We start from the raw sequence: 25,686 nt of genomic DNA on the forward strand, positions 1-25,686 counted from the left end.
TCTATTCACCAAGCGCGTCGTCGAGCAAGGCGGCAAGCTGGGCGAGATGCTTCGACATCAATCCGGTCGCCGGCGAGGCGGCGGCCCGCCGGCCGGTATAGCGCACCCGCTGATGCTTGGCGTCGATATGCGCCAGCACCCATTCGAGATACGGGTCGATGAACGACCATGCGCCCATGTTCTTGGGCTCCTCCTGGCACCACACCATCTCGGCATTGCGAAAGCGCGACAGTTCGGTGATCAGGGCCTTGGCCGGGAACGGATAGAGCTGCTCGACGCGCAGCAAATAGATGTCGTTGATGCCGCGCTTCTCGCGCTCTTCGTAGAGGTCGTAATAGACCTTGCCCGAACAGAGCACGACACGGCGGATTTTCGAATCCTTGGTGAGCTTGATGGCCTGGCCTGACAGCAGCTGCGCGTCGTCCCACAACAGCCGGTGAAAGGCGCTTTCGCCCGACATTTCCGGCAGCGTCGATACCGCCCGCTTGTGGCGCAGCAGCGACTTCGGCGTCATCAGGATCAGCGGCTTACGGAAGTCCCGCTTCAATTGCCGGCGCAAGATGTGGAAGTAATTGGCCGGCGTCGTGACGTTGGCGACCTGCATATTGTCTTCGGCGCAAAGCTGCAGGAAGCGCTCGAGCCGGGCCGACGAGTGCTCCGGCCCCTGGCCTTCATAGCCATGCGGCAGCAGGCAGACGAGGCCCGACATTCTGAGCCATTTGCGCTCGCCCGACGAGATGAACTGATCGAACACCACCTGGGCGCCGTTGGCGAAGTCGCCGAACTGCGCTTCCCACAGCGTCAGCGCCTTCGGCTCGGCCAGCGAGTAGCCATATTCGAAGCCGAGCACGGCCTCTTCCGACAGCATCGAGTTGATGACCTCGAAGCCGGCCTGCGCCGCCGACAGATTGTTGAGCGGAATGTAGCGTGTCTCGTCGCGCTGGTCGTAGAGCACGGAATGGCGCTGCGAGAAGGTGCCGCGCTCCGAATCCTGTCCGGACAGCCGGATCGGATTGCCGTCGAGCAGGATGGCGCCGAAGGCCAGCGCCTCGGCCGTCGACCAGTCGATGCCTTCGCCGGACTCGATCGCCTGGCGGCGGTTGTCGAGGAAGCGGATGATCGTCCTGTGCGCCTCGAAATCCTTCGGCACCTCGGTCAGTTTCTTGCCGATCTCCTTCAGCATCTTGACCGGCACGGCGGTCTTGCCGCGCCGCTGTTCGTCCTGGTTGTCGGCCGAGCGCAGGCCGGACCACGCGCCGTCCAGCCAGTCCGCCTTGTTCGGCTTGTAATGCTGGCCCACCTCGAATTCCTGCTCGAGATGCGCCCGCCAATCGGCCTTCATCTTTTCGAACTCGGCCTGGGTGATGTGGCCTTCGGAAATCAGCCGGTCGGCATAGATCTGCACCGTCGTCTTCTGGTTGCGGATCTTGCGATACATGATCGGCTGGGTGAAGGCGGGCTCGTCGCCCTCATTGTGGCCGAAGCGGCGGTAGCAGAACATGTCCACCACGACAGGCTTGTGGAACTTCATGCGGAATTCGATCGCCACCTTGGTGGCATGGACCACGGCTTCCGGATCGTCGCCATTGACGTGGAAGATCGGCGCCTCGATCATCTTGGCCACGTCGGACGGATAGGGCGACGAGCGCGAGAAGCGCGGGTTGGTGGTGAAGCCGATCTGGTTGTTGATGATGAAATGCAGCGTGCCGGCGACGCGGTGGCCGCGCAGGCCCGACAGGCCGAGGATTTCGGCAATCACGCCCTGGCCGGCAAAGGCGGCGTCGCCATGCAGCAGCAAGGGCAGCACCTTAGCACGCTCTTCCAGCGGCACGATCTCCTCGCGGCTGCGGCCGAACAGATAGTCCTGTTTGGCGCGCGCCTTGCCCATCACCACCGGGTCGACGATTTCCAGATGCGAGGGATTGGCGGTCAGCGACAGATGCACCTTGTTGCCGTCGAACTCGCGATCCGACGAGGCACCGAGATGGTACTTCACATCGCCCGAGCCCTCGACCTCGTCGGGCGCAGCCGAGCCGCCCTTGAACTCATGGAAAATGGCGCGGTGCGGCTTGGCCATCACCTGCGACAGCACGTTCAGCCGGCCGCGATGCGCCATGCCGAGCACGATCTCCTTCATGCCGAGCTGGCCGCCGCGCTTGATGATCTGCTCCAGCGCCGGGATCAGCGACTCGCCGCCATCAAGGCCGAAGCGCTTGGTGCCCTTGTACTTGACATCGATGAATTGCTCGAAGCCTTCCGCCTCGACAAGCTTCTGCAGGATCGCCTTCTTGCCGGCGGCGGTGAAGGAGATCTCCTTGTCGGTACCCTCGATGCGCGCCTGGATCCAGGCCTTCTCCTCGGGATCGGAAATATGCATGAATTCGACGCCGAGCGTCGAGCAATAGGTCCGGGTCAGGATATCGAGCATCTGCCGGATGGTGCCGAATTCCAGCCCGAGTACATTGTCGAGGAAGATCGGGCGGTCGTAATCGGCTTCGGTGAAGCCGTAATTCTCCGGCGACAGCTCGTTATAGTCCTCGAGCGGCTTGGCGATGCCGAGCGGATCGAGATTGGCGTGCAAATGACCGCGCATGCGGAAGGCGCGGATCATCATGATGGCGCGGACGGAATCGCGCGTCGCCTGATGCACGTCGGCGTCGGAAAGCGCTGCGCCGTTGCCGGCCGCCCTGTCCTTGACCTTTTTTTCGATGTGCTTTTCGATCAAGCCCCAATTGCCGTCCAGCGCCGAGACCAGCTCGCCATTGGCCTGCATCGGCCAGGTGGGCTTGGCCCAAGAGGCGCCCTTGGCGTTCCTGCGCACGTCGCCGGCGTCATCCTTCAGCGCCGCGAAGAAGTCCTGCCATTCGGGATCGACCGAAGCGGGATCGTCCTCATAGGCGGCATAGAGCGCGTCGATATAATCGGCATTGCCGCCATAGAGGAAAGAGGTAAGCGAAAATTGGTCGTTGGCCTGATCTTGTCTTGCCATGTCACTGTCGAAGCCTTTGCTTCGTCTCCTTTGTTGGAGGGGAGTAAGGGAATCGGGGAGTAAGGGAGTAGGGCAAATGCCCTCGTCTTGTTCCCTACTCCCCTATTCCCGTACTCCCTTACTCCCCTAACCCTTGATCGCCTCGGCCAGCGTCGTGCCGAGCCGGGCCGGCGACGGCGAAACCTTGATGCCGGCCGATTCCATCGCCGCGATCTTGTCTTCCGCGCCGCCCTTGCCGCCGGAGATGACCGCGCCCGCATGGCCCATGGTGCGGCCCGCCGGCGCGGTGCGCCCGGCGATGAAGCCGGCCATCGGCTTGCTGCGGCCGCGCTTTGCCTCGTCCTTGAGGAATTGCGCGGCGTCTTCCTCGGCCGAACCGCCGATTTCACCGATCATGATGATCGACTTGGTCTCGTCGTCGGCGAGGAACATCTCCAGCACGTCGATGAACTCCGTGCCTTTGACCGGGTCGCCGCCGATGCCGACGGCGGTGGTCTGGCCGAGGCCGACATTGGTGGTCTGGAACACCGCCTCATAGGTAAGCGTTCCCGAGCGGGAAACAACGCCGACCGAGCCCTTGCGGAAGATGTTGCCGGGCATGATGCCTATCTTGCATTCGTCGGGGGTCAGCACGCCGGGGCAGTTCGGCCCGATCAGCCGCGACGTCGAACGGTCGAGCCTCGCCTTGACCTTGATCATGTCCATCACCGGTATGCCCTCGGTGATGCAGACGATCAGCGGGATCTCGGCCTCGATCGCTTCCAGGATCGCTTCGGCAGCACCCGCCGGCGGCACGTAGACGACCGAAGCGTTGGCGCCGGTCCTGGCCTTGCCTTCGGCTACGGTGGCGAAGATCGGAAGCGCCTCGCCCTTGGCGCCGGTCCAGGTTTCGCCGCCCTTCTTGGGGTGGATGCCGCCGACCATCTTTGTGCCGTGATAGGCGAGCGCCTGTTCAGTGTGAAACGTGCCGGTCTTGCCGGTCAGGCCCTGCACCAGCACCTTGGTGTTCTTGTCGACGAGAATGGACATCGGAGCCCTTTTCTAAAAACCGTTGATCGAGGAAGGCGAGACGCGCCGGTAGACGCCGCTCACCATGTCTTGCCAGCCATCGCCGCCGGCAGGTTTGAAATGCAGTCGCATGCGGAAGGCATCGGCATTGTCGAAAATATAAGTCACACGCGCGGAGCCGCGCTGCGACGACCGCTCCAGAACCAGCTCCGTGCCGTTCCAGCTGCCTTTGGCCGGCGACATCGGCACGAAACCCATCGAATCGAACTGGTGCATGGTGACGATTTTGTTTTGCTGGTCGAAGCCGAACACGCTGTACGCGCCGAACGAAACCGTGCCGTCGCGGCGCTGGCGATAGCGCTGCACTACGAACAGGCCGCCGAACTGTGCCTCTGCCAGTATTTCCGAACTCGCTGTTCCGGCATCGGCCCATTTCGTGGCCGACACCTCTTCCTCGCCGCGCCACGCTCCGACCAGCGCCCGCAGGCGCTGGTGATCGGCCGAGAGTGAGGAGAAGGGCGCAGCGTTCATGGTCAGAGCCGCTTGAGATCGGCGACGGTGAGGTCGCTCTTAGCGTTGCCGGTGTTGAGCGTCGTCGCCGGCTCGAACATCAGCACGACAGGCTCCTCGCTCAGTGAGCGCGGACGGTGCTCGACGGCGCGCGGCACAACGATGAACTCGCCGCTGCCAAGCTCAACCGTGCCGTCGCGGAAATCGATGGCGATGCGGCCGCGCAGCACCAGGAATGCTTCGTCTTCATTGTCATGCGCGTGCCAGTCGAAGACATCGCCGAACTTGGCGATCTTGACCTGGCTGTCGTTCACGTCGCCGGCGATATGCGGATCGAAGACCTTCTTGATCTTCTGATCCGCCGCCTCGACGAGGTTTATCTTGTGCGGAGGCATCGCCTATCGACCTCTGACTCGCTCTGTTCTCACTGGATAATCCGAAACAGCAACAGGAGGCCCACCAAGAAGAGAATGACGCTCACGCCAAGATGCACCCCAAGGTCAAGCGATCTTGGAAGAACAATTCTGAACGAGGTGTGGCGGCGCATCTTTTCCGACATCTTTCTCCGCTCGGGAAAGGCCCACAGTCCGCCGATACCCATGGCAATCATAAATATTGACCATATTGGATGGGCAAACGGAGCGTTTTCCAAATGCTCAGCCCTTCACCGCCGCGACAATCTTCTTGGCTGCGTCATCGAGGTCATCGGCCGACACCACGTTTAGCCCGCTGTCGTTGATGATCTTCTTGCCGAGCTCGGCATTGGTGCCTTCCAGCCGCACCACCAGCGGCACCTGCAGGCCGACCTCCTTGACTGCTGCGATGACGCCCTCGGCGATGATGTCGCATTTCATGATGCCGCCGAAGATGTTGATCAGAATGCCTTTGACCGCCGGATCCTTGGTGATGATCTTGAACGCCGCCGTCACCTTTTCTTTCGACGCGCCGCCGCCGACATCGAGGAAGTTGGCGGGCTCGGCGCCATAAAGCTTGATGATGTCCATCGTTGCCATGGCGAGGCCGGCGCCGTTGACCATGCAGCCGATATTGCCGTCGAGCGCGACATAGGCGAGGTCGTATTTCGACGCCTCGATCTCCTTCTCGTCCTCTTCGGTGGTGTCGCGCAATTCGAGCACGTCCGGGTGGCGAAACAGCGCATTGTTGTCGAACGACACTTTGGCGTCGAGAACGCGCAGCCGGCCGCTCCTCATGACGATCAAAGGGTTGACCTCGAGCAGGCTCATGTCCTTCTCGACAAACGCCTTGTAGAGGATGGGGAACAGCGTCGCGCCATCCTTGGCGGCGTCGCCGTCGAGCTTCAGCGCCGCGTTGAGCTTCCTCACATCGTCCGCAGTCACGCCCTTTTCCGGGTCGATGGCGACGGTGATGATCTTTTCCGGCGTGTCGTGGGCGACCGCCTCGATGTCCATGCCGCCCTCGGTCGAGACGACGAAGGCGACGCGCCCGACCGAGCGGTCGACCAGGATCGACAGATAGAGCTCGCGCTCGATGTCGGCGCCGTCCTCGATATAGAGCCGGTTGACCTGCTTGCCGGCCGGGCCGGTCTGCTTGGTGACCAGCGTATGGCCGAGCATCTCCTCGGCGTTGGCGACGACCTCGGCCACCGACTTCGCCAGCCTGACGCCGCCCTTGGCATCGGGCCCGAGCTCCCTGAACTTGCCCTTGCCGCGGCCGCCGGCATGGATCTGGCTCTTGACCACATAGAGTGGGCCGGGCAGCGCCTTGGCGGCAGCTTCCGCCTCGCTCGCCTTGAACACCGGCACGCCCTCGGCCACGGGTGCGCCAAAGCCTTTCAGCAGCGCCTTGCCCTGATATTCATGGATGTTCATGCGCTATGTCTCCAGCTTGCTTGGCGGGCTTGGTTACCGGCTTACTTGGCCGCGAGATGCGGAGCGATCTTGACGCAGGCGTCGCACAGGCCCTGCACCGCCGCGACCGAATTGTCGAACATCTTCTGCTCGCTCTTCGCGAGCTCGATCTCGATGATCCGCTCGACGCCGCCGGCCCCGATTACCACGGGAACGCCGACATAGGTGTTCTTGACGCCATATTGGCCGGAGAGGTACGCCGCACAGGGCAGCACCCGCTTCTTGTCCTTGAGATAGGCTTCGGCCATGGCGATGGCCGAGGCGGCCGGCGCATAAAAGGCAGAGCCGGTCTTGAGCAGGCCGACGATCTCGGCGCCGCCGTCGCGGGTGCGCTGCACGATCTGGTCGAGCCGCTCTTTCGAGGTCCAGCCCATCTTGATGAGGTCGGGCAGCGGGATGCCGGCAACCGTCGAATAGCGGATCATCGGCACCATGGAATCGCCATGGCCGCCGAGCACGAAGGCGGTGACGTCCTCGACCGAGACCTTGAATTCCTCGGCCAGGAAATAACGAAAGCGCGAACTGTCGAGCACGCCGGCCATGCCGACGACATGGCTCTTGGGCAGGCCGGAAAATTTCTGCAGCGCCCAGACCATGGCGTCGAGCGGATTGGTGATGCAGATGACGAAGGCTTTCGGCGCGTATTTCTTGAGGCCGGCGCCGACCTGCTCCATTACCTTCAGATTGATGCCTAGAAGATCGTCGCGGCTCATGCCGGGCTTACGCGGCACGCCGGCGGTGACGATGCAGACATCGGCGCCCTCGATGCCGGCATAGTCGTTGACGCCGGTCAGCCTCGAGTCGAACCCATCGACCGGCGACGACTGCGCGATGTCCAGTCCCTTGCCTTGCGGGATGCCTTCGGCGATATCGAACAGCACGACGTCGCCGAGATCCTTGAGGCCGACCATGTGGGCGAGGGTGCCGCCGATCATGCCCGAGCCGATGAGCGCTATCTTGTTGCGTGCCATGTCAGGATATTTTCCCTTTGACTATGACGGCGCCCAAATCCTTGACGATTTGATGACGGCGTCGGAGGAAGAGGCCGGAATGCTGCGGAACCGCGAAATGCGCCGCACGCAATAGCCCCGGCCGCACAAAAATTCAAACGATTATTTTGGAGTGAGTAATTTCAATCGGTTAGAAACAATGGGAGTTACGTAAACGTCAGAATTCTGAAGCCGACTAGAGGAGTTCTACACAATGGCACTGGAAATCAGAAGGCTGTTTCCTGGCGATGACGCCCTTGTGATGCGGGTTGCCGACGAAGTCTTCGACGAGCCGGTCAGGCCGGATCGGCTCTCCGCCTATCTCGCGGAGCCCGGTCATTTCATGGTCGTGGCCCTCGCCGACGGCATCGTCGTTGGCCAATGCGCAGCCGTCATCCACCGCTACCCGGACAAGGTGAGCGAACTCTACATAGACGAGGTCGGCGTGGCGCCGGCCTTTCAACGCCTGGGCATTGCGACGAGGATGCTCGGCGCCATGCTGGCACTCGGTCGCGAGCATGGCTGTGAGGAGGCGTGGGTCGGCACCGAGCCGGACAATGTTGCTGCTCGCGCACTTTACGAGTCGCGAAAAGAGCCGCATGGGCCGGCGGAGGGGTTCGTCATGTATGTTTATAGGTTATAGCCAGCGGCAGCGACCCCTTCTGTACTATCCCTCACGCCTGAGCCTGCCGTGCCTCGGTCGATGATCCCTGCGCCCCCTGCCTCTCCGTCCAGTTCTCCAGCCAGTCGTGGCTCTGCATCTCGATCAGCCGCGATGCGGTGCGCTCGAACTCGAAGACTTCGTTGCCGCGCTTGGCCGTATAGAGCTGCGCCGGCGGTGCCGCGGCGCTCAGCACCAGCCGTACATGATGATCGTAGAGCGTATCGACCAGCAGGATGAAGCGCTTGGCTTCGTTGCGCTTGCCTTCGCCGAGCACCGGCACACGGTCGATGAAGATGGTCGAGAAACGGCTGGCAATGGCAAGATAGTCGCGGGCGCCGAGCGGCCTCTCGCAGAGATCGGCGAAGGAAAACCGCGCCGCCTCGCCGGCAGAACGCGGCACCACGACGTGCCGGCCCTTCACCGTCAGCATCGTCTCGGCCGTCGGCCTGCCATGCGTCATCACCGCCCACGCGTCGTCGAGCGCATGGTCGGCGGCGGCATCGGCCGCGGTGATGTAGACCGGCATGCGGCTGAGCTTGTCGAGGCGGTAATCTTTATCGGCGTCCAGCGCCAGCACCTGCGCGTGGCGCTCCAGGATAGCGACAAACGGCAAAAACAACTGACGGTTCAGGCCGTCGCGGTAGAGATCCTGCGGCGCAACATTGGAAGTGGCAACCAGCACCACGCCATTGGCAAACAACGCCGAAAACAACCTTGACAGGATCATCGCATCGGCGATGTCGGTGACGGAGAACTCGTCGAAGCATAGCACCCAGGCTTCCTCGGCCAGCGCGCGCGCCACCGGCGGGATCGGATCGTCCTCCTTGGCCGTGCCGTTCTTGCGAGCCTGTCGGTGCTTCTGGATGCGGTCCTGCACGTCGGCCATGAAGTCGTTGAAATGCACCCGGCGCTTGCGCCGCACCGGCAGCAGCTCGAAAAACATGTCCATCAGCATGGTCTTGCCGCGGCCGACGCCGCCATGGATATAAAGGCCCTTGACCGCCTCGTGCACCTCGCGCTTGCGGGCGAACAACCACCCCAGCGCGCTTGATTTCTGCGCCAGCCGCTTTGCCGATATCTCTTCGATCAGCCGGTCGAGCGCAGCGGCGATCCGCTCCTGCGCCGGATCGCGCCCGATGGCGCCCGTCTCGACCAGATGGTCATAGCGCTGCTTGACGGTCGCATGAGTCTGGAGGCCGTCACGCAGATGCATTGGTCACGTCGTTCCGGAGCAATTCCAAGAAAAGTGTGCAGCGGTTTTCTGTCCGGAATTGCGTAAAAAACAAAAGAGAGCAATTCCAAGAAAAGTGTGTAACGGTTTTCCGTCCGGAATTGCGTAACAATGGGGGCCGTTTTCTTACCTTGTAAGCGAGATCGGCAGGCCGTTGGAAGTCTGGCCGTCGAATTTCTCGCCGCCTGAGGAATAAAGCCGTGCCAGCGTGCCGCCATTCTCGTCGTAGAGCGTCAGTTGCTTGCCGGCGACGTTCCAGGATTTGATGCCATCGAGCGGCGCCGGGCAATGCAGCGGTCCGGCGCGGTAGCCCGACCCGAATTTGGTCTGCGGCGTCGCCACCTGACAGCTCTGGCCGGACACGCTTGCCTTCCAAACACCGGCGACGCTGGACGCGGTCAGGTCGGCTGCACCGGCCGGCGCCGTCCCGTCGGGCGGCAGCGAGGCGACCTGCGTGTTCTGCGGCGCGGTCGGAAATTTCGACGGGTCGGCCGGGCCGGGTGTCGCCGGTGGCGGCAGCTGGTTTGCAGTCACCTTGCCGGCGGGCGCAGCTTCCAGCGGCGCCGGCTGCTGCTCGTCCATCGATGTGAACCGTGAGGTTGAACAGCCGCTCGCAACGAGCACGGCCAACGATACGGCCAGCGGGCCGGTTTTCGAAAATTTCATTCTTCAACCTCCGTCGGATCGGGCTGGGGATGCCGTCCGCGCAATGTCCCCCTCACCAAGATGGAGAAGGTGGCGAAATTTCAACCCGATATGGTTAAAATACGGTTTGCGCCGGTAATGTTGCAAATTTGTCGCAAAATTCACATTGCCTGAAATTGCGTTACGCCTTGGCCGTTTGGCCGACACCTCCGGTTGATTTCGATACGGCGCGCTGGCGCCAAATCCCTGGCGTTCACCTCAAATGCTTGTGCGGGCCGGCGCCGGCATTATCTCTTGGCGATCAGCAAACTGCAGGGAGCCGATTTCTTGGCCGCGAGAAAGAGAGCCGCCAACCGCTATTACAGCGGGCCGCCCAGCGATCATTTCGACGGCACCTTGTTCTTCAATCCCGACGGACGGCCGCCGGGTCGCTTTGCCGATCTGTTGAAATGGCAATTGAGCCGCGAGCGCTCGAAATGGCCGGCGGCGGATCCGAGCCCGTTTCCACCGGCAAGACCGGTCGAGCGCATCGATGGTTCTGCGCTGCGCCTCACCATGGTCGGTCATTCCTCGCTGCTCGTCCAGACAGCCGGCCTGAACATCCTGACCGACCCAGTCTGGTCGCGACGCGTCTCGCCGCTCTCCTTCGCCGGTCCGAAACGCGTCAATCCGCCGGGCATCGCGTTTTCGCATTTGCCGCCGATCGACCTCGTGCTGGTCAGCCACAACCATTACGACCATCTCGACCTCGCCACGCTGAAGCGCCTGAAGACAAGACACGACCCGCTGCTGCTGACGCCGCTCGGCAACGACACGATCATCGGCGCTGCCGTGCCCCGTATGAGGCTTTCCGCGCATGACTGGGGCGACCGGGTCGATATCGGCGATGGCGTCGCCGTCCATGTCGAGCCGGTGCACCACTGGTCGGCCCGCGGTACTCGCGACCGGCGCATGGCGCTGTGGGCGGGTTTCGTCGTCGAGACACCCGACGCAAAGATCTATTTCGCCGGCGATACCGGCTTCCACGGTGGCATCAATTACCGGCTGATGGCGCAAAAGCACGGCGGCTTCCGCCTCGCCATCCTGCCGATCGGCGCCTACGAGCCGCGCTGGTTCATGGCGCCACATCACCAGGATCCGGAGGAGGCGGTGCAAGGCATGCTTTTGTGCAACGCCGCCTATGCAGCCGGCTGTCACTGGGGCACGTTCCGGCTCACCAACGAGCCGATCGACGAGCCGCCCAGAAAGCTCGGCGAAGCGCTCGATGCTGCCGGCCTGCCGCGGCAACGTTTTCGCGCCTTGCGGCCGGGCGAAGTCTGGGACGTGCCGGCGGTCTAGCGCGGCGGAACCTAGGGCATCACATAGACGTTTGTAGGTGTTCAAACTTGTCGCCTGCGAGGTGTCTCTCATGATCAGGTGGATCATCATTCTTTTGATTATCGCGGCCGCGGCGAGCCTGCTCGGCATGCCGGCACTGGCCGGAGCCGCCGCCACCGGCGCGCGCATCCTCATCGGCATCGTGCTGATCATCTTCCTGCTGATCGTGCTTGGCGTCTTCGCGGTGACTTGAAAATCACGCCGCGCTGGTAATTTCTGCCGCTATCCGCCATATAGGCGCCAAACGGCAAGAGACCTTTCGATCGATGGCAAGCGCGGCCCCTTTCGCCAAGATGAACGGCATCGGCAACGAAATCATCGTTGCCGATATGCGTGGCCGTGCCGATCGCGTGACGCCTGCGGCAGCCGTCGCGCTTAATGCCGATGCGGCGACCAGGTTCGACCAGATCATGGCGATCCACGACCCCAGGACGCCGGGCACCGCCTTTTTCATCGACATCTTGAATTCCGACGGAACCAGGGCGCAAGCCTGCGGCAACGGCATGCGTTGTGTCGTCCAGGCGCTCGCCGCCGAGACCGGCCAGAAGACATTTGCCTTTGAAACAGTCGCCGGCATCCTCAATGCCGAGGAACATGCCGACGGAATGATCTCGGTCGACATGGGCAGGCCGCGCTTTGGCTGGCAGGACATCCCGCTGGCCGAGGAATTCCGCGACACCCGCATGATCGAGCTGCAGATCGGCCCGATCGATGCTCCGGTGCTGCATTCGCCGTCGGTCGTCTCGATGGGCAATCCGCACGCCATCTTCTGGGTCGACCGCGACGTCTGGTCGTACGAGCTCGAGCGCTTCGGCCCGCTGCTCGAAAACCACCCGATCTTCCCCGAGCGCGCCAACATCACCATCGCGCAGGTGACCTCGCCGGAGACCATGGCCATCCGCACCTGGGAGCGCGGCGCCGGCCTGACCAAGGCCTGCGGCACGGCTGCTTGCGCCGCTGTAGTCGCCGCGTCCCGCACCCGGCGTACCGGCCGCGGCGTCACGCTGATGACGCCCGGCGGCGGCTCGCTGCATGTTTTGTGGCGCGACGACGACCACGTCATCCTCACCGGTGCCGCCGAATGGGAATTTTCCGGCAGCTTCGATCCTTCGACCGGGGCGTGGGCGCGCGACACCGAAAGCGCCGCCTGATGGCTCCTCTTGGCAACAAGGGTATCGAGGTCGTCACCTTCGGCTGCCGGCTGAACACCTATGAATCCGAGGTGATGCGGCGTGAAGCCGAAAGTGCGGGCCTCGGCGGCCTCGAAGGCGGCGCCATCATCTTCAACACCTGCGCCGTCACCGGCGAGGCTGTACGCCAGGCCAAGCAGTCGATCAGAAAAGCCCGCCGTGAGAACCCGGCCGCCCGCATCATCGTCACCGGCTGTGCCGCGCAGACCGGCCCGCAGGATTTCGTCGCCATGGACGAGGTCGATCTCGTCCTCGGCAATGAGGAAAAGCTGAAGGCGCATTCCTATCGCGCGCTGCCGGATTTCGGCGTCAACGACACTGAGAAGGCGCGCGTCAACGATATCTTTTCGGTGCGCGAGACGGCCGCCCACATGGTCGACGCCATCGAGGGCCGGGCGCGCGCTTTTGTCCAGGTGCAGAACGGCTGCGACCACCGCTGCACCTTCTGCATCATTCCCTACGGTCGCGGCAATTCGCGCTCGGTGCCGATGGGCGCCGTGGTCGAGCAGATCAAGCGACTCGTCGGCAATGGTTATGCCGAGATCGTGCTGACGGGCGTCGACATGACCAGTTTTGGCGCCGATCTGCCGGGCGCACCGAAGCTCGGCAAATTGGTCAAGACCATCCTGAAGCAGGTGCCAGACGTGAAACGCCTGCGGCTTTCCTCGATCGACTCGATCGAAGCCGACGACGATCTGCTGGACGCCATCGCCACCGAGCCGAGGCTGATGCCGCATCTGCATCTGTCGCTGCAATCGGGTGACGACATGATCCTGAAGCGGATGAAGCGCCGGCACAGCCGCGACCAGTCGATCCGCTTTTGCGAGGATGTGCGCAAACTGCACCCCGGCATTGTTTTCGGCGCCGACATCATCGCCGGCTTCCCGACCGAGACGGACGCCATGTTCGAAAACTCGCTGGAGATCGTCGAGGAATGCGGCCTGACGCATCTCCACGTCTTCCCGTTTTCGCCGCGCCAGGGCACGCCCGCCGCGCGCATGCCGCAGCTCCGCCGCGACGTCGTCAAGCAACGCGCGGCACGCCTGCGCGCCGCCGGCGAGGCCGCCTATCGCCGCCATCTTGCCTCGCTCGCTGGAACGCATCAGTCGATCCTGGTCGAGCGTGACGGCCTTGGCCGCACCGAAGGGTTTACGCTGGCCGCGGTCTCTGCCGGCGCTCCGGGCGACATCGTCGAGGCTGATATCGCCGGCCATGACGGTATCCGACTGATCGCCGCGCCGCTTGCCGCCCGCGCCGCCTGAGAGCGCAAGACATGGCTGGGTTTTTCAAGAAGATATTTTCGTTCGGCAAGAAGGAAGTCGTCGAGGAGCGGCCCGACGAGGCCGCGCCGCTGCCGCCGATCAAATGGGACGAACTGGAGGCGCTGAAACCGGCCGCCGAGCAGGCCGTCCCGGAGTTTTTGAAACGCGACGAGTCGCGACCCGAAGTCGAAGCCGTACCTCCACCGCCAGTCGAACCAGAGTTGCCTCCGGCACCCCAACCGGCGCCGGAATCGCAGAAGCCTGAGCCGCCGCCGACCATTCCACCCGAGCCGGAAACGCCTGCTGAGGAACCGGAGGAGATCCGGGCCGAGCCGCAGCAGCCAGAAATCGTCCCCTCCCAGCCAGAACCTGCACCCGTCGAAGTGCCGGTAGTGCCCACCGAGGCTCCCTCAGCAGCGCCAGCGCGCGAAGTCCCGCCCGCCGAAATACCGCCCCCGATCCGCCAGCCAGCGCCGGCCGAGACGAAACCGATCTTGAGCGAGATCGCGCCCGAACCGGAGGTCCTGCCGGCGCCCCACCCTCCCATCGAGGGGGAGGTAAAGCCCGAGCCAGAAGCCGTTCCGCAACCATCGCCGGAGCCAAAGCCCGCCCCCGGCAAAGTCACCGTAACCAAGAAGGTCGAGCAGAAAGCCGAGCCGCAGAAGGCGCCCGAACCGGCGCCGAGGCGTTCCTGGTTCCAGCGCATGCGAGACGGGCTTGCCCGCTCTTCCCGGGAGTTGTCGGGCAACATCGCCGGCGTCTTCACCAAGCGGAAGCTTGACGAGGACACGCTGCAGGACCTGGAGGATGTGCTGATCCGCGCCGATCTCGGCATGGAGACGGCTTTGCGCGTTACCGACGCGCTCTCCGCCAGCCGCTACGGCAAGGACGTCTCCGACACCGAAGTCCGGGCCATCATGGCGGCCGAGGTTGAGAAGGTGCTGACCCACGTCGCCATGCCGTTGGAGCTCGACCTCAGCCACAAGCCGCATGTCATCCTGGTGGTCGGCGTCAACGGCACGGGGAAGACCACGACCATCGGCAAGCTGGCGGCGAAGCTCACCGATGGCGGTCTCTCGGTGATGCTCGCCGCCGGCGACACCTTTCGCGCAGCCGCGATCGAGCAGCTGAAGATCTGGGGCGAGCGCACCAACTCGCCGGTCATTGCCTCGAAGCTCGGCGCCGATGCCGCCGGCCTCGCCTACGATGCATTCGAGCGCGCGAAGGAGGCCGGCTCCGACGTGCTGATCATCGACACCGCCGGGCGGCTGCAGAACAAGACCGAACTAATGGCGGAACTGGAAAAGATCGTCCGGGTGCTGGGCAAGCTCGATCCGGAAGCGCCGCACACCGTGCTGCAGACGGTCGATGCCACCACCGGCCAGAATGCGCTCAACCAGGTCGAGATCTTCCGCAATGTCGCCGGCGTCAACGGCCTGGTGATGACCAAGCTGGACGGCACGGCGCGCGGCGGTATTCTGGTGGCGATCGCGGCAAAGCACAAATTGCCGGTCTATTTCATCGGCGTCGGCGAACAGGTCGACGACCTCGAACCCTTTTCCGCAAGCGAATTTGCCAGGGCGATCGCTGGAGTGGCTTGACGAGCATGATCCCGAAAAGTTGCAAGCTTTTTGGATTGGATCACGCGTAAGAAGGACGCTATGAACCCACCCATCCTCGAAGGCGACCCGTCCGATCCGCGACGCAAGGCGTTGAACCCCGGCCTGAAATTCCTGCTCGAGCTCGGGCCTGGTCTGGTGTTCTTTTTCACCACCATCCGCGGCGCGTGGCTTGTCGGGAAATTTCCGATCCTCGGCCATATCGGCGAGCCTATCCTGATTGCCACAGCGTTCTTTATGGTGGCGACGGCGCTATCGCTCAGCGTTTCGTGGATTTTGACGCGCAGCTGGCCGATCATGCCGTTGGTCTCGGCCATCGTGGTGTTTGTGTTTGGCGCACTGGCGCTGTGGCTGCAGGACAAGACCTTCGCTTTCATGAAGCCGACAATCATCAACAGCCTGTTCGGCATCACGTTGCTTGGCGGGTTGGCGTTTGGCAGATCGCTGTTGGGCTATGTCTTTGATTCCGCCTTCAATCTCGACGCCGAAGGCTGGCGCAAGCTCACTTTCCGATGGGGACTCTTCTTCCTTTTTCTGGCTGCGCTGAACGAGATCGTGTGGCGCAACTTTTCTGAGGAAGCCTGGCTTTATTTCAAGGTCTGGGGCACGATTCCCATTACCCTTGTCTTCACGTTAAGCCAAATGCGGTTGATCCTGCGCCATTCGCTCGAGGACAAGGCCGGCAAGGAAGAGAAGGCCGGCAAATAGAGCAATTCCAGGAAAGTGTGTAGCGGTTTTCCCGGGAAAAGCGCGTAGCGTTTTCCCTAGGGAATTGCATCAGAATAAGGGGAGAGGGGCATGGAATTCATCACCACGCGCGACGAGTTGAGGACGATCTACAAGACGCCTCGGCTGACCGACGGCTCGATCCGCAAGGAATTGAAGACATTGGACGGCCACTGCCGTTCATTCATCGGCAAGAGCCCGTTCGTGCTGATCGGCTCGTCCGACGGCGCCGGCAATGCCGATGTGACGCCCAAGGGCGACAGGCCGGGTTTTGTGGCAGTGCTCGACGAGAAGACCATCGCCATCCCCGACCGGCCGGGCAACAACCGGCTCGACACGCTGGAGAACATCCTTCTCAATCCCTCGGTCGGGCTGCTCTTCCTCATTCCCGGCATGAACGAGACGCTGCGTGTCAACGGCGATGCCCGCATCACCGTCGATGCGGCGTTACGCGAGCGGCTGGCGGTCGACGGCAAGGCGCCGCAAAGCGTCGTCGTGGTGACGGTCAAGGCCGCCTATATGCATTGCGCCAAGGCCTTCATGCGCTCCGAACTGTGGAAGCCGGAGAGCTGGTACGACCGCGCGACGCTGCCGACGCTCGGCCAGATCCTGCGCGACCAGCTGGCGCTCGCCGATTCGGCCGAGGCGACCGACCGCTGGCTGGATGAGGAATACAGGGAGACCATGTGGTAGCGTGCCCGGCAACGAATCGCCCAAGCCGGTCTCCATTCCTTTGCTGAACATCCTCGCCATCTCCGGCAGCCTGCGCGCCGCCTCGATCAATTCGGCCCTGGTCGCGGCACTCGCGCAAAACGCGCCGCCGGACTGTCACGTCTCCGTCTACGATGGACTTGGCCGGCTGCCGATCTTCAACCCCGACGACGAAGGCGAGCGGACGCCGCCGCAAGCAGCAGTGCTGATCGATGCGGTCACCGCCGCTGACGGCGTCATCGTCTCCTGCCCGGAATATGCTCACGGTGTGCCAGGCGGCCTGAAGAACGCGCTTGACTGGCTGGTGTCGCGCGATGCCGCCGTTGGCAAGCCAGCCATGCTGGTGCATGCCTCGCCGCGCTCGCTGTTTGCCCGCGCCGCACTGATCGAGATCATGCGGACAATGTCTTTTGCGCTCCATGAGGAAGCAGCGCTCGAAATAGCGCTGCTCGGCAAGAAGCCGCCGGAGGTGGAGGATATCTTATCGCAGCCGGAAAACCGGCTGACGATGCGCGATGCCCTATCCGCCTTCGCGGAGTTCATCCGCTCGCGGTGAACGCCGGACCGTGCTTTCGCCATCCCAGGGTCTCCGCGACGGAGTTTCGCTCCTGCTCCGCCCCCGGGATGACGACGCTAGGAGCTGCGGCCAATCTGTGCCGGGAACTATCCCTTGCTCCTCCGCGTCTCGACGTCGGTCTCGCCGACGAACCAGTCGCGTGCAGCGACCTCCTCGAAAACCACCCAGACATCGTTGTTGGTCAGGCCGGTGACGCCGGTGATGGCCGCTGTCACTTGGGCGGCGATCGCGGCCTTTTTGCCGGCCGGGTCGTCGGCAATCACCTCCTTGACCAGGCGGATATTCACGAATGGCATGGTTCCCTCCCTTGCATATGCTTGGCAGCCGCTCAGTAGGTTTTGGCGCCGTTGACCATGAGCCGGACCATGTAGAGCGATGTGGTGCCGGCGATGTAGAGGCAGTTCAGCTTGTTGCCGCCGAACACGCAATTAGCAACGACTTCCGGTACCTTGACCTTGCCGATCAGCGTCCCGTCTGGATCGTAGCAATGGACCCCGTCGGCGGTGCTGGTCCAGATGCGGCCGTCCGCATCCAGCCTGAAACCGTCGAACAGGCCGGCGGTGCAGTCGGCAAAGACCTTTTCGCCTGAGACCGTCTTGCCGCCCTGGCCGACATTGAACACCCGGATGTGCGCCGGATTTTGCGCACCATGCGTGCGGCCGGTATCCGCGACATAGAGTTGGCGCTCGTCGAGCGAGAAGGCGAGCCCGTTGGGCCTGACCATGTCGGTGATCACCGCCTCGGTCTCGCCGGTGCCGGGATCGACCCGGTAGACATGGCAGGCGCCGATTTCGCTTTCGGCCTTGTCGCCCTCGTAATCGGTATCGATGCCGTAGCTCGGATCGGTGAACCAGATCGAGCCATCGGACTTGACCACCGCGTCATTGGGCGAGTTCAGCCGCTTGCCGCGCCATTTGTCGGTGATGGTGATGACCGAGCCGTCATGCTCGGTGCGGCTGACGCGGCGGCCGGAATGCTCGCAAGTAACCAGCCGGCCTTGCCGGTCGACGGTGTTGCCGTTGGAATTGCCGGACGGCTGACGGAATACGCTGACGCAGCCGTCGGTCTCGTCGTACCGCAGCATGCGATTGTTCGGGATGTCGGACCAGACCACATAGCGCCCGGCCGCGAACCAGGCCGGTCCTTCCGCCCATCGGCAGCCGGTAAACAGCCTGTCGACCTGTGCATTGCCGTTGAACAGCCGCGAAAAGCGCGGATCGAGAACTTCGTAGAATTCGCTGGCCATGGTTCCTCCCGGTAGCAGTCGCTTGGCAAGGCGCGATCAAGCCAGCCCACGATCGATATGGCAAGATCGATGATGCGTCAGAGGCATTATGGAATGCGAATGCTGGCCCGGACGGCAGGTCACATCCCGTTAACCGGCTATGCGCCCAGCGCAATGGTGCATTGCAACATCTTATTTTTGCAATGCACCATAACTATGTCATGCTCCGTATTGATCAAGGGAGGAACAACTGGCCGCGAAACGCGGCGCAAAAAGGAAACTCGCTATGGTCATCGACAGCCTCATGAGCCGCGCTCGCGCCAGCATCGCCAAGCGCCGGCATTACAACCGCCTCGTCGCCGAAATCGACAGCTTCAGCAGCCGCGACCTCGCCGACATGCGCGCCGACCGCTCAGAAATGCTCTACCAGGTCCACAAGCAGATCTACGGCTGAGTGAATGGGATCGGGCTTAGCCCACCCATTCGATCCAGCGGCCGTGGTAATCGCAATGGGCCAGGCGGTGCGTCTCGCCGCCCGGCCATAAAGTCAGGCTGAGTACCGCCCAATTGTTTGTGGGATCGCGCGGCTCCATCCTCAGCCTTGCGATTGGCGCAGCGGCCGTGGCCTGTCTGCCCGCCTGCTCCAGGGCGACGATGATCGCATCCTTGGTCGCCCGCGGCAGGTATTGCCACATGATCGAATGATAGAGCACAAAAGCGCCACCCTCCTGCCGCGCGGCCAGCGCCTTCCCGACAAAATCCGCCGCGTCCGCTTTGACAAGTGGCGGTCGAAACTTTTCGGCAAGTGACAGCGCAGCGTCGAGCCGGGCCAGCCGCGTAGCCTGATCGGCCCAGACGTAAGACCGAAGCCGTAACCGTGTGGCTGCGTCGGCGACATCTACCGGCGCGATGTCACAGCCGGCGCGGTGGCGGACGTCGATCGCTCCACCAAGCGGAACAGCGAGTCCGCGCACCTCCGGCGCCAACCGAACGGTGGAGGTCCGGTCGCCCCACTCGGCATCGCCGTAGCGGTAGTGAAAGCTGTCGAACAGGAGATTGAGCCCAGCGCTGGCGCCAATCTCGCACAAGTCCAGCGGCAGGCCGGTTTCCCGCGCGACCGTCAGAAATCCAGGCAGCAGCATCGCCGACCGGGCGATTTCATTGGTCTGCGGCGCACCGGCGAGGCCGGCGACGATCCGCTCGTCGGATCGCGCAATTGCCTCCGGCAGCACCGCCGCGATCTCGGATTCGCTTGTCTGGTTGGGCGGATAGATCAGTGCCAATCGCTCATTGGCACCCGTCAGGACCAACCCATGCAGCGCGCCGCAAAGCCGCAATGCGAGGGCGTCGGCGCGCGCGTCGCCCGGCCAACCGAGCACCGCCTGCCCGGTCCTGGTGTTTGCGTCGAGAACCTTAGCGAGCGCACGGCATAAATTCGCGGTGAAAGGCGAGCCAAGTCCATCGCAGGCTTTCGCCTGTGCCAGAAAATGATCGCGGATGTCTCGTTCGTCCATCGCGTTTCAGGTGTCTCAGCCCGGAGCCGCGAGCGCCTTCTCGATTTCGGGTAACAGCAGCGTCCGCGCCGAGTCCGGCGTCAGCGGCCCGACATGCTTATAGGCGATCTTGCCATCCTTGCCGATGACGAAGGTTTCCGGCACGCCGTAGACACCCCAGTCGATCGCCGTGCGTCCGGCTTGGTCGACGCCGATCGCCTGGAATGGATTGCCGAGATCGCCAAGGAACCGACGGGCGTTTTCCGGCTGGTCCTTGTAGTTCAGCGCCGCCATGACGAAGCGTCTGTCCTGCGACAGCGCCAGCAGCACCGGATGCTCTTCGCGGCACGGCGCGCACCAGGACGCGAAGACGTTGACCAGCGTCACCTTGCCGGCGAACTGTTTTGAATCGAGGCCCGGCAAATTGGTGCCTTCGAGCGCCGGCAGGTTGGTCTGCGGCGCCGGCAGGCCGATCAGCGCTGACGGCACTTCCGACACGTCGCGCCCTGACAAAAGCTGCGCCAGGAACAATCCCGCCAGCCCGAGAAAGACCACCAGCGGCAGCAGCACGATCAGGCGGCGGCGCGCCGGTGTTTGGGTTTCCGTGCTCATGATTTTACTGCCTTATCGGAGCGCCGGCGCACGCCGGATGCCTCCAGCTCGGCAAGCTCTCGCTTGCGGCCGCGCTGGTCGAGCAGAATCCAGCCGATCAGCCCACCCAGCACCACGGCCGTGATCGCATAGGCGGCGGTGACATAAAGGGCGTGAACGCTCATTTTCCCGATCCAAGGCTTCTCACGGCGGAATTCATAGCCTCACCGGCTGTTTGTCGCAATGAACGGGTCTGCGGCAGATTTGCGGTTATCGCAAGCCGAAGGTCACTGCGAACGCAAAACACCTGATATGTTTTTGATACGCATGTATTGGCACGTCAGAGACAGCCTGACAGCCCCTTCGCAGGTAAGCAGGATTCTACCGGCGTCATCCCACATCCTGATTGCACTCCAGCCATGGCTCCGGAACTTGCGAAGGCTAATCGATTCGACCGCGATGAACTCAAGCCCGAAAGACACGGCATTGAACGCCGCCCATTTGGCGGGGGGCCGGTAGGTGAGGACGGTCGAGATGAAGGAAAGGTACATGCTAGGCCCTTCACGATTGATTTCGGCCTTGGTTACCTCGACGGAAGACAGGTCCGGATAGTTGCCGTAGATTGTCTGGAGAAAGATCGGGTTCTCTATGCGCAGCGGCCACATCAATCCGTTCCGTGCCGAAGCGCCAGCGCCGCCGCCACCGGCCCGAGCACGGCAAGGAACAGGGTCAGCGCGGCGAGAATGAGGAAGGGCTGCAGAAAAGGATCGGGGTTCGCCACCGCGCCATAGCTTGCTGATACGCCGAAGATCAGCACGGGAATGGTTAGCGGCAGCACCAGCACCGAGATCAGCAGGCCCCCGCGCGGCAGCGCCACCGCCACCGCGGCACCGGCGGCACCGATGAAGGTGATCGCCGGCGTACCGACCAGAAGCGTCAGCGCCGTCGCACCGATGCCGATGGGCTCCATGTTCATGAACAGGCCGAGCAAGGGAGCGGCGATGACCAGCGGCAGCACGCTTCCCGCCCAATGCGCCAGGCATTTCGTCAGAACGGTCAAGGCCAGCATGTGCCGGTCGTTGCCAAGCACCAGAAGATCGAGCGAGCCGTCCTCGCGGTCGGCCTGGAACAGCCGGTCGAGGCCGAGCAAGCAGGCCAGCAATGCGGCGATCCACAGGATCGCCGGGCCGATGCGGGCCAGCAGCTTCAGCTCGGGACCGACGCCGAAGGGGATGGTCGCGATAACGGCGAGAAAGAAAATCACGCCGGTAAGCGCCCCGCCGCCGGCGCGGATACTCAGGCGGATGTCGCGCAGGAAGAGGGCTAGCATGATGTGAGATGCTTTCGCCCGTGAAGGAATGCCAACATCAGCCGGTCATCCTCAATTCCTTTCCCTCGATCCCCAGCGGCAAATGCGTCGCCGCAACCACGATCCCCCCACTCTCGAGGTGTTTCCCCATCAATTCGCCGAATCTCTCCTCCGAAGCCTTGTCCAGTCCTGCCGTCGGCTCATCGAGCAGCCACAATGGCCGGTGGCTTACCAGCAGTTTTGCAATCGCCGCGCGGCGACGTTGCCCGGTCGAGAGATAGCCGAAAGGCAGATGGCCGATGCCGCCCAGCCCGACGGTTTCCAGCGCCTCTTCAACACCCGCGGAACCGGCGCCCGAAAAATCGCGCCAGAAGCACAGGTTTTCCGTAACGCTCAGCGCCGTCTTCATCGCGTTGAGGTGGCCGAGATAGTGACACGCCGAGGCGGCCGACGGAAAGTCTTCGCCACCACCTTCGAGCCGCACACGGCCTGCCGCCACCGGCAACAGTCCGGCGACGATCCTGAGCAGCGTCGATTTGCCGGCGCCGTTCGGCCCGGTGACGACCAGCGCCTGGCCATCCCCCAGCGCGAATTCGATGCCGGAAAATACCGTCTCGCCGCCGCGTTCGCCGCCCAGATTTTCGGCGATCAGCCGCATCCGTCCCCCTTCGCCGAAAGTTCAGGCGCGGCTTCGGTGCGCCGCACCAAAAATGGCGATTCCGTGTCTAGAACTATTCCAGAAAATTCTCTATATCCGCATCATCCGTGCCAGCGGTCGGCACGGGAACCGAATTTGCGCCGAACCAGCGCGCGTGCCGCCTTGAACGGCCCGGACGCTTGGGAACGGATAGCGGAAATGGCCGTACCCGCACCTTTGCGCGTGATTTGCATGCCCACTGGCGTCCGTTCCCTTCCGGCAACCGACAGTTAGGGATCGCACGTGTCCAAATCACTCGACAGCTTCAATTGCCGCCGCACGCTGACCGCCAGCGGCACCGAGTACATTTACTATGACCTTGTCGAGGCCGAAAAGAACGGCCTCACCGGTATTGCCCAATTGCCCTATTCGATGAAGGTGCTGCTGGAGAATCTGCTGCGCAACGAGGACGGCCGTTCCGTTACCAAGGAGAGCATCCAGGCGGTCGCCGGCTGGCTGACTGACCGGGGCACTGCCGGCGTCGAGATCGCCTATCGCCCGGCTCGCGTGCTGATGCAGGATTTCACCGGCGTTCCAGCCGTGGTCGACCTTGCCGCCATGCGCGACGCCATGGCCTCGCTCGGCGGCGATCCGCAAAAGATCAATCCGCTGGTGCCGGTCGATCTGGTCATCGACCACTCGGTCATCGTCGACGAATTCGGCACGCCGTTGGCTTTCGCCCGCAATGTCGAGCTTGAATATGAGCGCAACGAGGAACGCTACAAGTTCCTGAAATGGGGCCAGCAGGCGTTCCGCAATTTCCGCGTCGTGCCGCCCGGCACCGGCATCTGCCATCAGGTCAATCTCGAATATCTCGGCCAGGTCGTGTGGACCAACAGCGAAGACGGCGAGACCACCGCCTATCCCGACACCTGCGTCGGCACCGATTCACATACCACGATGATCAACGGCCTCGGCGTGCTCGGCTGGGGCGTCGGCGGCATCGAGGCGGAGGCCGCGATGCTTGGCCAGCCGGTCTCCATGCTGCTGCCTGAAGTCATCGGCTTCCGGCTCACCGGCAGGCTGAGGGAAGGCGTCACCGCCACCGACCTGGTGCTCACCGTCACCCAGATGCTGCGCAAGAAGGGCGTCGTCGGCAAGTTCGTCGAATTCTTCGGGCCGGGCCTGTCCAACATGACGCTGGCCGACCGCGCCACCATCGGCAACATGGCGCCGGAATATGGCGCCACCTGCGGCTTCTTCCCGGTCGACAGCGAAACCATCCGCTATCTGACAATGTCCGGTCGCGACGAAAGCCGCATCGCCCTGGTCGAGGCTTATTCGAAGGCGCAAGGCTTGTGGCGCGATGCCGGCTCGGCCGATCCGGTCTTCACCGACCTGCTGGAGCTCGATCTCGGCAGTGTCGTCCCGTCGATGGCCGGCCCGAAGCGGCCGGAAGGCCGGGTCGCACTTGAAGACATTCCGGCTGGCTTCGCCAAGGCCATGGAGTCCGAATACAGGAAGGCCGCCGAAATCGACAAGCGCTATGCCGTCGAGGGCACGAGCTACGATCTTGGCCATGGCGATGTGGTCATCGCCGCCATCACCTCCTGCACCAACACATCGAACCCGAGCGTGCTGATCGGCGCCGGGCTGTTGGCGCGCAATGCCAACCGGCTCGGCCTCGAGCAGAAGCCGTGGGTCAAGACCTCATTGGCGCCGGGCAGCCAGGTCGTCGCCGAATATCTCGAGAAATCCGGCCTGCAGAAGGAGCTCGACCAGATCGGCTTCAACCTGGTCGGCTTCGGCTGCACCACCTGCATCGGCAATTCCGGCCCATTGCCGGCGCCGATCTCCAAGACCATCAACGATAAGGGCTTGATTGCTGCGGCAGTCTTGTCCGGCAACCGCAATTTCGAAGGCCGCGTCTCGCCCGACGTGCAAGCGAACTATCTCGCCTCGCCGCCACTGGTCGTCGCCCACGCGCTGGCCGGGACCGTGACCAAGGATCTGACCACCGAACCGCTCGGCGAGGATCGCAACGGCAATCCGGTCTATCTCAAGGATATCTGGCCGAGTTCGGTCGAGATCCAGGAATTCATCGAGAAGAACGTCACGCGCGAATTGTTCGCCCGCAAATATGCAGACGTCTTCAAGGGCGACGAGTACTGGCAGAACGTCAAGGCGCCGGAAGGCCAGACCTATGCCTGGGACGACAATTCCACCTATGTGCAGAACCCGCCCTATTTCGCCGGCATGACGTCGGGCTTCGGCAAGATCGGCGATATCAAGGGCGCGCGTGTGCTCGGTCTGTTCGGCGACAAGATCACCACCGACCACATTTCGCCGGCCGGTTCGATCAAGGCGGCCTCGCCGGCCGGCAAGTACCTCACCGACCACGGCGTCGGCGTCGCCGATTTCAACCAGTACGGCACGCGCCGCGGCAATCATGAGGTAATGATGCGCGGCACCTTCGCCAACATCCGCATCCGCAACCACATGCTGGGCGAGAACGGCCGCGAGGGCGGCTACACCATCCATTACCCGTCGAAAGAAGAGGAATCGATCTACGACGCCGCCATGCGATACAAGAAGGAAGGCGTGCCGCTGGTCATCTTCGCCGGCGTCGAATATGGCAACGGCTCGTCGCGTGACTGGGCGGCCAAGGGCACCAATTTGCTGGGCGTCCGCGCGGTCATCGCCCAGTCCTTCGAGCGCATCCACCGCTCCAATTTGGTCGGCATGGGCGTGATCCCCTTCGTCTTCGAGGAAGGCACCTCATGGGCCTCGCTCAACCTCAAGGGCGACGAACTGGTCGAGATCGACGGACTGGGCAACATCAAGCCGCGGCAGAAGATGATCGCCAGGATCACCTACGGCGACGGCAGCGTCAAAGAGGTTCCGATCATCTGCCGCATCGATACGCTGGACGAGCTCGACTACTTCAAGAATGGCGGCATCCTGCAATACGTGCTGCGCGATCTGGCCGCTTAAGGGAGTAGGGCAATAAGGGAGTAGGGCAGTAGGGTGAAGCAAGGAGAAGC

General features: G+C 63.0%; 27 protein-coding genes. 11 read left to right on the forward strand and 16 right to left on the reverse strand.

Annotated elements, in window-relative coordinates:
- Position 1 precedes the first annotated feature (1 nt).
- The 6 genes from NKH93_RS24040 to mdh form a co-directional block, all read right to left on the reverse strand.
- A complete protein-coding gene (locus NKH93_RS24040; protein ID WP_352972391.1) occupies positions 2-2,989 on the reverse strand; it encodes a 2-oxoglutarate dehydrogenase E1 component in 2,988 nt (995 codons plus the stop codon).
- 126 nt (positions 2,990-3,115) lie between these two features.
- Positions 3,116-4,018 (reverse strand): succinate--CoA ligase subunit alpha, encoded by a 903-nt coding sequence (gene sucD, locus NKH93_RS24045; protein ID WP_352920437.1) that lies wholly within the window; start codon positions 4,016-4,018, stop codon positions 3,116-3,118.
- A gap of 12 nt (positions 4,019-4,030) precedes the next feature.
- On the reverse strand, positions 4,031-4,528 hold the full coding sequence (locus NKH93_RS24050; protein ID WP_352920434.1) for a DUF1579 family protein: 498 nt from the start codon (positions 4,526-4,528) through the stop codon (positions 4,031-4,033).
- A gap of 2 nt (positions 4,529-4,530) precedes the next feature.
- On the reverse strand, positions 4,531-4,902 hold the full coding sequence (locus NKH93_RS24055) for a cupin domain-containing protein (protein WP_352540826.1): 372 nt from the start codon (positions 4,900-4,902) through the stop codon (positions 4,531-4,533).
- A gap of 261 nt (positions 4,903-5,163) precedes the next feature.
- On the reverse strand, positions 5,164-6,357 hold the full coding sequence (gene sucC, locus NKH93_RS24060) for an ADP-forming succinate--CoA ligase subunit beta (RefSeq protein WP_352685336.1): 1,194 nt from the start codon (positions 6,355-6,357) through the stop codon (positions 5,164-5,166).
- A gap of 41 nt (positions 6,358-6,398) precedes the next feature.
- Positions 6,399-7,367 (reverse strand): malate dehydrogenase, encoded by a 969-nt coding sequence (mdh, locus tag NKH93_RS24065; protein WP_352456335.1) that lies wholly within the window; start codon positions 7,365-7,367, stop codon positions 6,399-6,401.
- A 232-nt stretch (positions 7,368-7,599) separates the two neighbouring features.
- Here mdh and NKH93_RS24070 point away from each other — a divergent pair, with 232 nt between their 5' ends.
- Positions 7,600-8,028: a GNAT family N-acetyltransferase gene (locus NKH93_RS24070; RefSeq protein ID WP_352920431.1), complete on the forward strand. Its 429-nt coding sequence runs from the start codon at positions 7,600-7,602 to the stop codon at positions 8,026-8,028.
- Between the two features lie 31 nt (positions 8,029-8,059).
- On the opposite strand, the gene zapE is transcribed toward NKH93_RS24070, so the two are convergent.
- A complete protein-coding gene (gene zapE / locus NKH93_RS24075; RefSeq protein WP_352920428.1) occupies positions 8,060-9,262 on the reverse strand; it encodes a cell division protein ZapE in 1,203 nt (400 codons plus the stop codon).
- 144 nt (positions 9,263-9,406) lie between these two features.
- Positions 9,407-9,946, reverse strand: a complete 540-nt coding sequence (locus NKH93_RS24080; protein WP_352540820.1) for a protease inhibitor Inh/omp19 family protein — start codon at positions 9,944-9,946, stop codon at positions 9,407-9,409.
- A gap of 306 nt (positions 9,947-10,252) precedes the next feature.
- Here NKH93_RS24080 and NKH93_RS24085 point away from each other — a divergent pair, with 306 nt between their 5' ends.
- The 8 genes from NKH93_RS24085 to NKH93_RS24120 all read left to right on the forward strand — a co-directional run bounded on the left by NKH93_RS24085 (position 10,253) and on the right by NKH93_RS24120 (position 17,366).
- On the forward strand, positions 10,253-11,263 hold the full coding sequence (locus tag NKH93_RS24085; protein WP_352540819.1) for an MBL fold metallo-hydrolase: 1,011 nt from the start codon (positions 10,253-10,255) through the stop codon (positions 11,261-11,263).
- 70 nt (positions 11,264-11,333) lie between these two features.
- Positions 11,334-11,495 (forward strand): DUF1328 family protein, encoded by a 162-nt coding sequence (locus NKH93_RS24090; RefSeq protein ID WP_031195454.1) that lies wholly within the window; start codon positions 11,334-11,336, stop codon positions 11,493-11,495.
- 73 nt (positions 11,496-11,568) lie between these two features.
- A complete protein-coding gene (gene dapF / locus NKH93_RS24095; RefSeq protein WP_352470815.1) occupies positions 11,569-12,453 on the forward strand; it encodes a diaminopimelate epimerase in 885 nt (294 codons plus the stop codon).
- A complete protein-coding gene (mtaB, locus tag NKH93_RS24100) occupies positions 12,453-13,754 on the forward strand; it encodes a tRNA (N(6)-L-threonylcarbamoyladenosine(37)-C(2))-methylthiotransferase MtaB (protein WP_352920424.1) in 1,302 nt (433 codons plus the stop codon). Before dapF ends, mtaB begins: the two co-directional genes overlap by 1 nt.
- An 11-nt stretch (positions 13,755-13,765) precedes the next feature.
- Positions 13,766-15,355, forward strand: a complete 1,590-nt coding sequence (gene ftsY, locus NKH93_RS24105) for a signal recognition particle-docking protein FtsY (protein WP_352920421.1) — start codon at positions 13,766-13,768, stop codon at positions 15,353-15,355.
- 60 nt (positions 15,356-15,415) lie between these two features.
- Positions 15,416-16,081, forward strand: coding sequence for a septation protein A (locus NKH93_RS24110; RefSeq protein WP_352920418.1), 666 nt, complete (start codon positions 15,416-15,418; stop codon positions 16,079-16,081).
- Between the two features lie 90 nt (positions 16,082-16,171).
- Positions 16,172-16,792: a pyridoxamine 5'-phosphate oxidase family protein gene (locus NKH93_RS24115; protein WP_352491642.1), complete on the forward strand. Its 621-nt coding sequence runs from the start codon at positions 16,172-16,174 to the stop codon at positions 16,790-16,792.
- Between the two features lie 40 nt (positions 16,793-16,832).
- Positions 16,833-17,366, forward strand: a complete 534-nt coding sequence (locus NKH93_RS24120) for an NADPH-dependent FMN reductase (RefSeq protein WP_352491736.1) — start codon at positions 16,833-16,835, stop codon at positions 17,364-17,366.
- A gap of 107 nt (positions 17,367-17,473) precedes the next feature.
- Here the strand turns inward: NKH93_RS24120 and NKH93_RS24125 are convergent, their stop codons facing one another.
- Both NKH93_RS24125 and NKH93_RS24130 read right to left on the reverse strand, forming a co-directional pair.
- Positions 17,474-17,683: a tautomerase family protein gene (locus tag NKH93_RS24125; RefSeq protein WP_352491643.1), complete on the reverse strand. Its 210-nt coding sequence runs from the start codon at positions 17,681-17,683 to the stop codon at positions 17,474-17,476.
- A gap of 32 nt (positions 17,684-17,715) precedes the next feature.
- Entirely contained in the window at positions 17,716-18,633 is a 918-nt protein-coding gene (locus tag NKH93_RS24130) for an SMP-30/gluconolactonase/LRE family protein (RefSeq protein ID WP_352491644.1), read from the reverse strand.
- A 265-nt stretch (positions 18,634-18,898) separates the two neighbouring features.
- On the opposite strand from NKH93_RS24130, the gene NKH93_RS24135 reads away from it, so the two are divergent.
- Positions 18,899-19,066, forward strand: a complete 168-nt coding sequence (locus tag NKH93_RS24135) for a hypothetical protein (protein ID WP_352491645.1) — start codon at positions 18,899-18,901, stop codon at positions 19,064-19,066.
- A gap of 16 nt (positions 19,067-19,082) precedes the next feature.
- Here NKH93_RS24135 and NKH93_RS24140 read toward each other — a convergent pair whose 3' ends face one another.
- The 6 genes from NKH93_RS24140 to ccmA form a co-directional block, all read right to left on the reverse strand.
- On the reverse strand, positions 19,083-20,126 hold the full coding sequence (locus NKH93_RS24140) for a DUF2332 domain-containing protein (protein WP_352491646.1): 1,044 nt from the start codon (positions 20,124-20,126) through the stop codon (positions 19,083-19,085).
- Positions 20,127-20,141: 15 nt separating this feature from the next.
- A complete protein-coding gene (locus NKH93_RS24145; RefSeq protein WP_352491647.1) occupies positions 20,142-20,717 on the reverse strand; it encodes a DsbE family thiol:disulfide interchange protein in 576 nt (191 codons plus the stop codon).
- Positions 20,714-20,881 (reverse strand): heme exporter protein CcmD, encoded by a 168-nt coding sequence (ccmD, locus tag NKH93_RS24150; RefSeq protein WP_352456348.1) that lies wholly within the window; start codon positions 20,879-20,881, stop codon positions 20,714-20,716. The genes NKH93_RS24145 and ccmD overlap by 4 nt, the downstream gene beginning before the upstream one ends.
- Positions 20,882-20,983: 102 nt before the next feature.
- Positions 20,984-21,361: an Imm50 family immunity protein gene (locus tag NKH93_RS24155; RefSeq protein ID WP_352920413.1), complete on the reverse strand. Its 378-nt coding sequence runs from the start codon at positions 21,359-21,361 to the stop codon at positions 20,984-20,986.
- Entirely contained in the window at positions 21,361-22,026 is a 666-nt protein-coding gene (gene ccmB, locus NKH93_RS24160; protein ID WP_352470824.1) for a heme exporter protein CcmB, read from the reverse strand. Before ccmB ends, NKH93_RS24155 begins: the two co-directional genes overlap by 1 nt.
- 37 nt (positions 22,027-22,063) lie before the next feature.
- On the reverse strand, positions 22,064-22,663 hold the full coding sequence (ccmA, locus tag NKH93_RS24165) for a heme ABC exporter ATP-binding protein CcmA (RefSeq protein WP_352491649.1): 600 nt from the start codon (positions 22,661-22,663) through the stop codon (positions 22,064-22,066).
- 282 nt (positions 22,664-22,945) lie between these two features.
- On the opposite strand from ccmA, the gene acnA reads away from it, so the two are divergent.
- On the forward strand, positions 22,946-25,636 hold the full coding sequence (acnA, locus tag NKH93_RS24170; RefSeq protein ID WP_352920410.1) for an aconitate hydratase AcnA: 2,691 nt from the start codon (positions 22,946-22,948) through the stop codon (positions 25,634-25,636).
- Positions 25,637-25,686 lie beyond the last annotated feature (50 nt).

Source organism: Mesorhizobium sp. M0954 (assembly GCF_040319155.1).
Classification (GTDB): Bacteria; Pseudomonadota; Alphaproteobacteria; order Rhizobiales; family Rhizobiaceae; genus Mesorhizobium.

Coding starts and splice junctions, on each gene's coding strand:
- NKH93_RS24040 (WP_352972391.1), bottom strand. CDS start 2,989: ATGGCAAGACAAGATCAGGCCAACGACCAATTTTCGCTTACCTCTTTC.
- sucD (WP_352920437.1), bottom strand. CDS start 4,018: ATGTCCATTCTCGTCGACAAGAACACCAAGGTGCTGGTGCAGGGCCTG.
- NKH93_RS24050 (WP_352920434.1), bottom strand. CDS start 4,528: ATGAACGCTGCGCCCTTCTCCTCACTCTCGGCCGATCACCAGCGCCTG.
- NKH93_RS24055 (WP_352540826.1), bottom strand. CDS start 4,902: ATGCCTCCGCACAAGATAAACCTCGTCGAGGCGGCGGATCAGAAGATC.
- sucC (WP_352685336.1), bottom strand. CDS start 6,357: ATGAACATCCATGAATATCAGGGCAAGGCGCTGCTGAAAGGCTTTGGC.
- mdh (WP_352456335.1), bottom strand. CDS start 7,367: ATGGCACGCAACAAGATAGCGCTCATCGGCTCGGGCATGATCGGCGGC.
- NKH93_RS24070 (WP_352920431.1), top strand. CDS start 7,600: ATGGCACTGGAAATCAGAAGGCTGTTTCCTGGCGATGACGCCCTTGTG.
- zapE (WP_352920428.1), bottom strand. CDS start 9,262: ATGCATCTGCGTGACGGCCTCCAGACTCATGCGACCGTCAAGCAGCGC.
- NKH93_RS24080 (WP_352540820.1), bottom strand. CDS start 9,946: ATGAAATTTTCGAAAACCGGCCCGCTGGCCGTATCGTTGGCCGTGCTC.
- NKH93_RS24090 (WP_031195454.1), top strand. CDS start 11,334: ATGATCAGGTGGATCATCATTCTTTTGATTATCGCGGCCGCGGCGAGC.
- dapF (WP_352470815.1), top strand. CDS start 11,569: ATGGCAAGCGCGGCCCCTTTCGCCAAGATGAACGGCATCGGCAACGAA.
- mtaB (WP_352920424.1), top strand. CDS start 12,453: ATGGCTCCTCTTGGCAACAAGGGTATCGAGGTCGTCACCTTCGGCTGC.
- ftsY (WP_352920421.1), top strand. CDS start 13,766: ATGGCTGGGTTTTTCAAGAAGATATTTTCGTTCGGCAAGAAGGAAGTC.
- NKH93_RS24110 (WP_352920418.1), top strand. CDS start 15,416: ATGAACCCACCCATCCTCGAAGGCGACCCGTCCGATCCGCGACGCAAG.
- NKH93_RS24115 (WP_352491642.1), top strand. CDS start 16,172: ATGGAATTCATCACCACGCGCGACGAGTTGAGGACGATCTACAAGACG.
- NKH93_RS24125 (WP_352491643.1), bottom strand. CDS start 17,683: ATGCCATTCGTGAATATCCGCCTGGTCAAGGAGGTGATTGCCGACGAC.
- NKH93_RS24130 (WP_352491644.1), bottom strand. CDS start 18,633: ATGGCCAGCGAATTCTACGAAGTTCTCGATCCGCGCTTTTCGCGGCTG.
- NKH93_RS24135 (WP_352491645.1), top strand. CDS start 18,899: ATGGTCATCGACAGCCTCATGAGCCGCGCTCGCGCCAGCATCGCCAAG.
- NKH93_RS24140 (WP_352491646.1), bottom strand. CDS start 20,126: ATGGACGAACGAGACATCCGCGATCATTTTCTGGCACAGGCGAAAGCC.
- NKH93_RS24145 (WP_352491647.1), bottom strand. CDS start 20,717: ATGAGCACGGAAACCCAAACACCGGCGCGCCGCCGCCTGATCGTGCTG.
- ccmD (WP_352456348.1), bottom strand. CDS start 20,881: ATGAGCGTTCACGCCCTTTATGTCACCGCCGCCTATGCGATCACGGCC.
- NKH93_RS24155 (WP_352920413.1), bottom strand. CDS start 21,361: ATGTGGCCGCTGCGCATAGAGAACCCGATCTTTCTCCAGACAATCTAC.
- ccmB (WP_352470824.1), bottom strand. CDS start 22,026: ATGCTAGCCCTCTTCCTGCGCGACATCCGCCTGAGTATCCGCGCCGGC.
- ccmA (WP_352491649.1), bottom strand. CDS start 22,663: ATGCGGCTGATCGCCGAAAATCTGGGCGGCGAACGCGGCGGCGAGACG.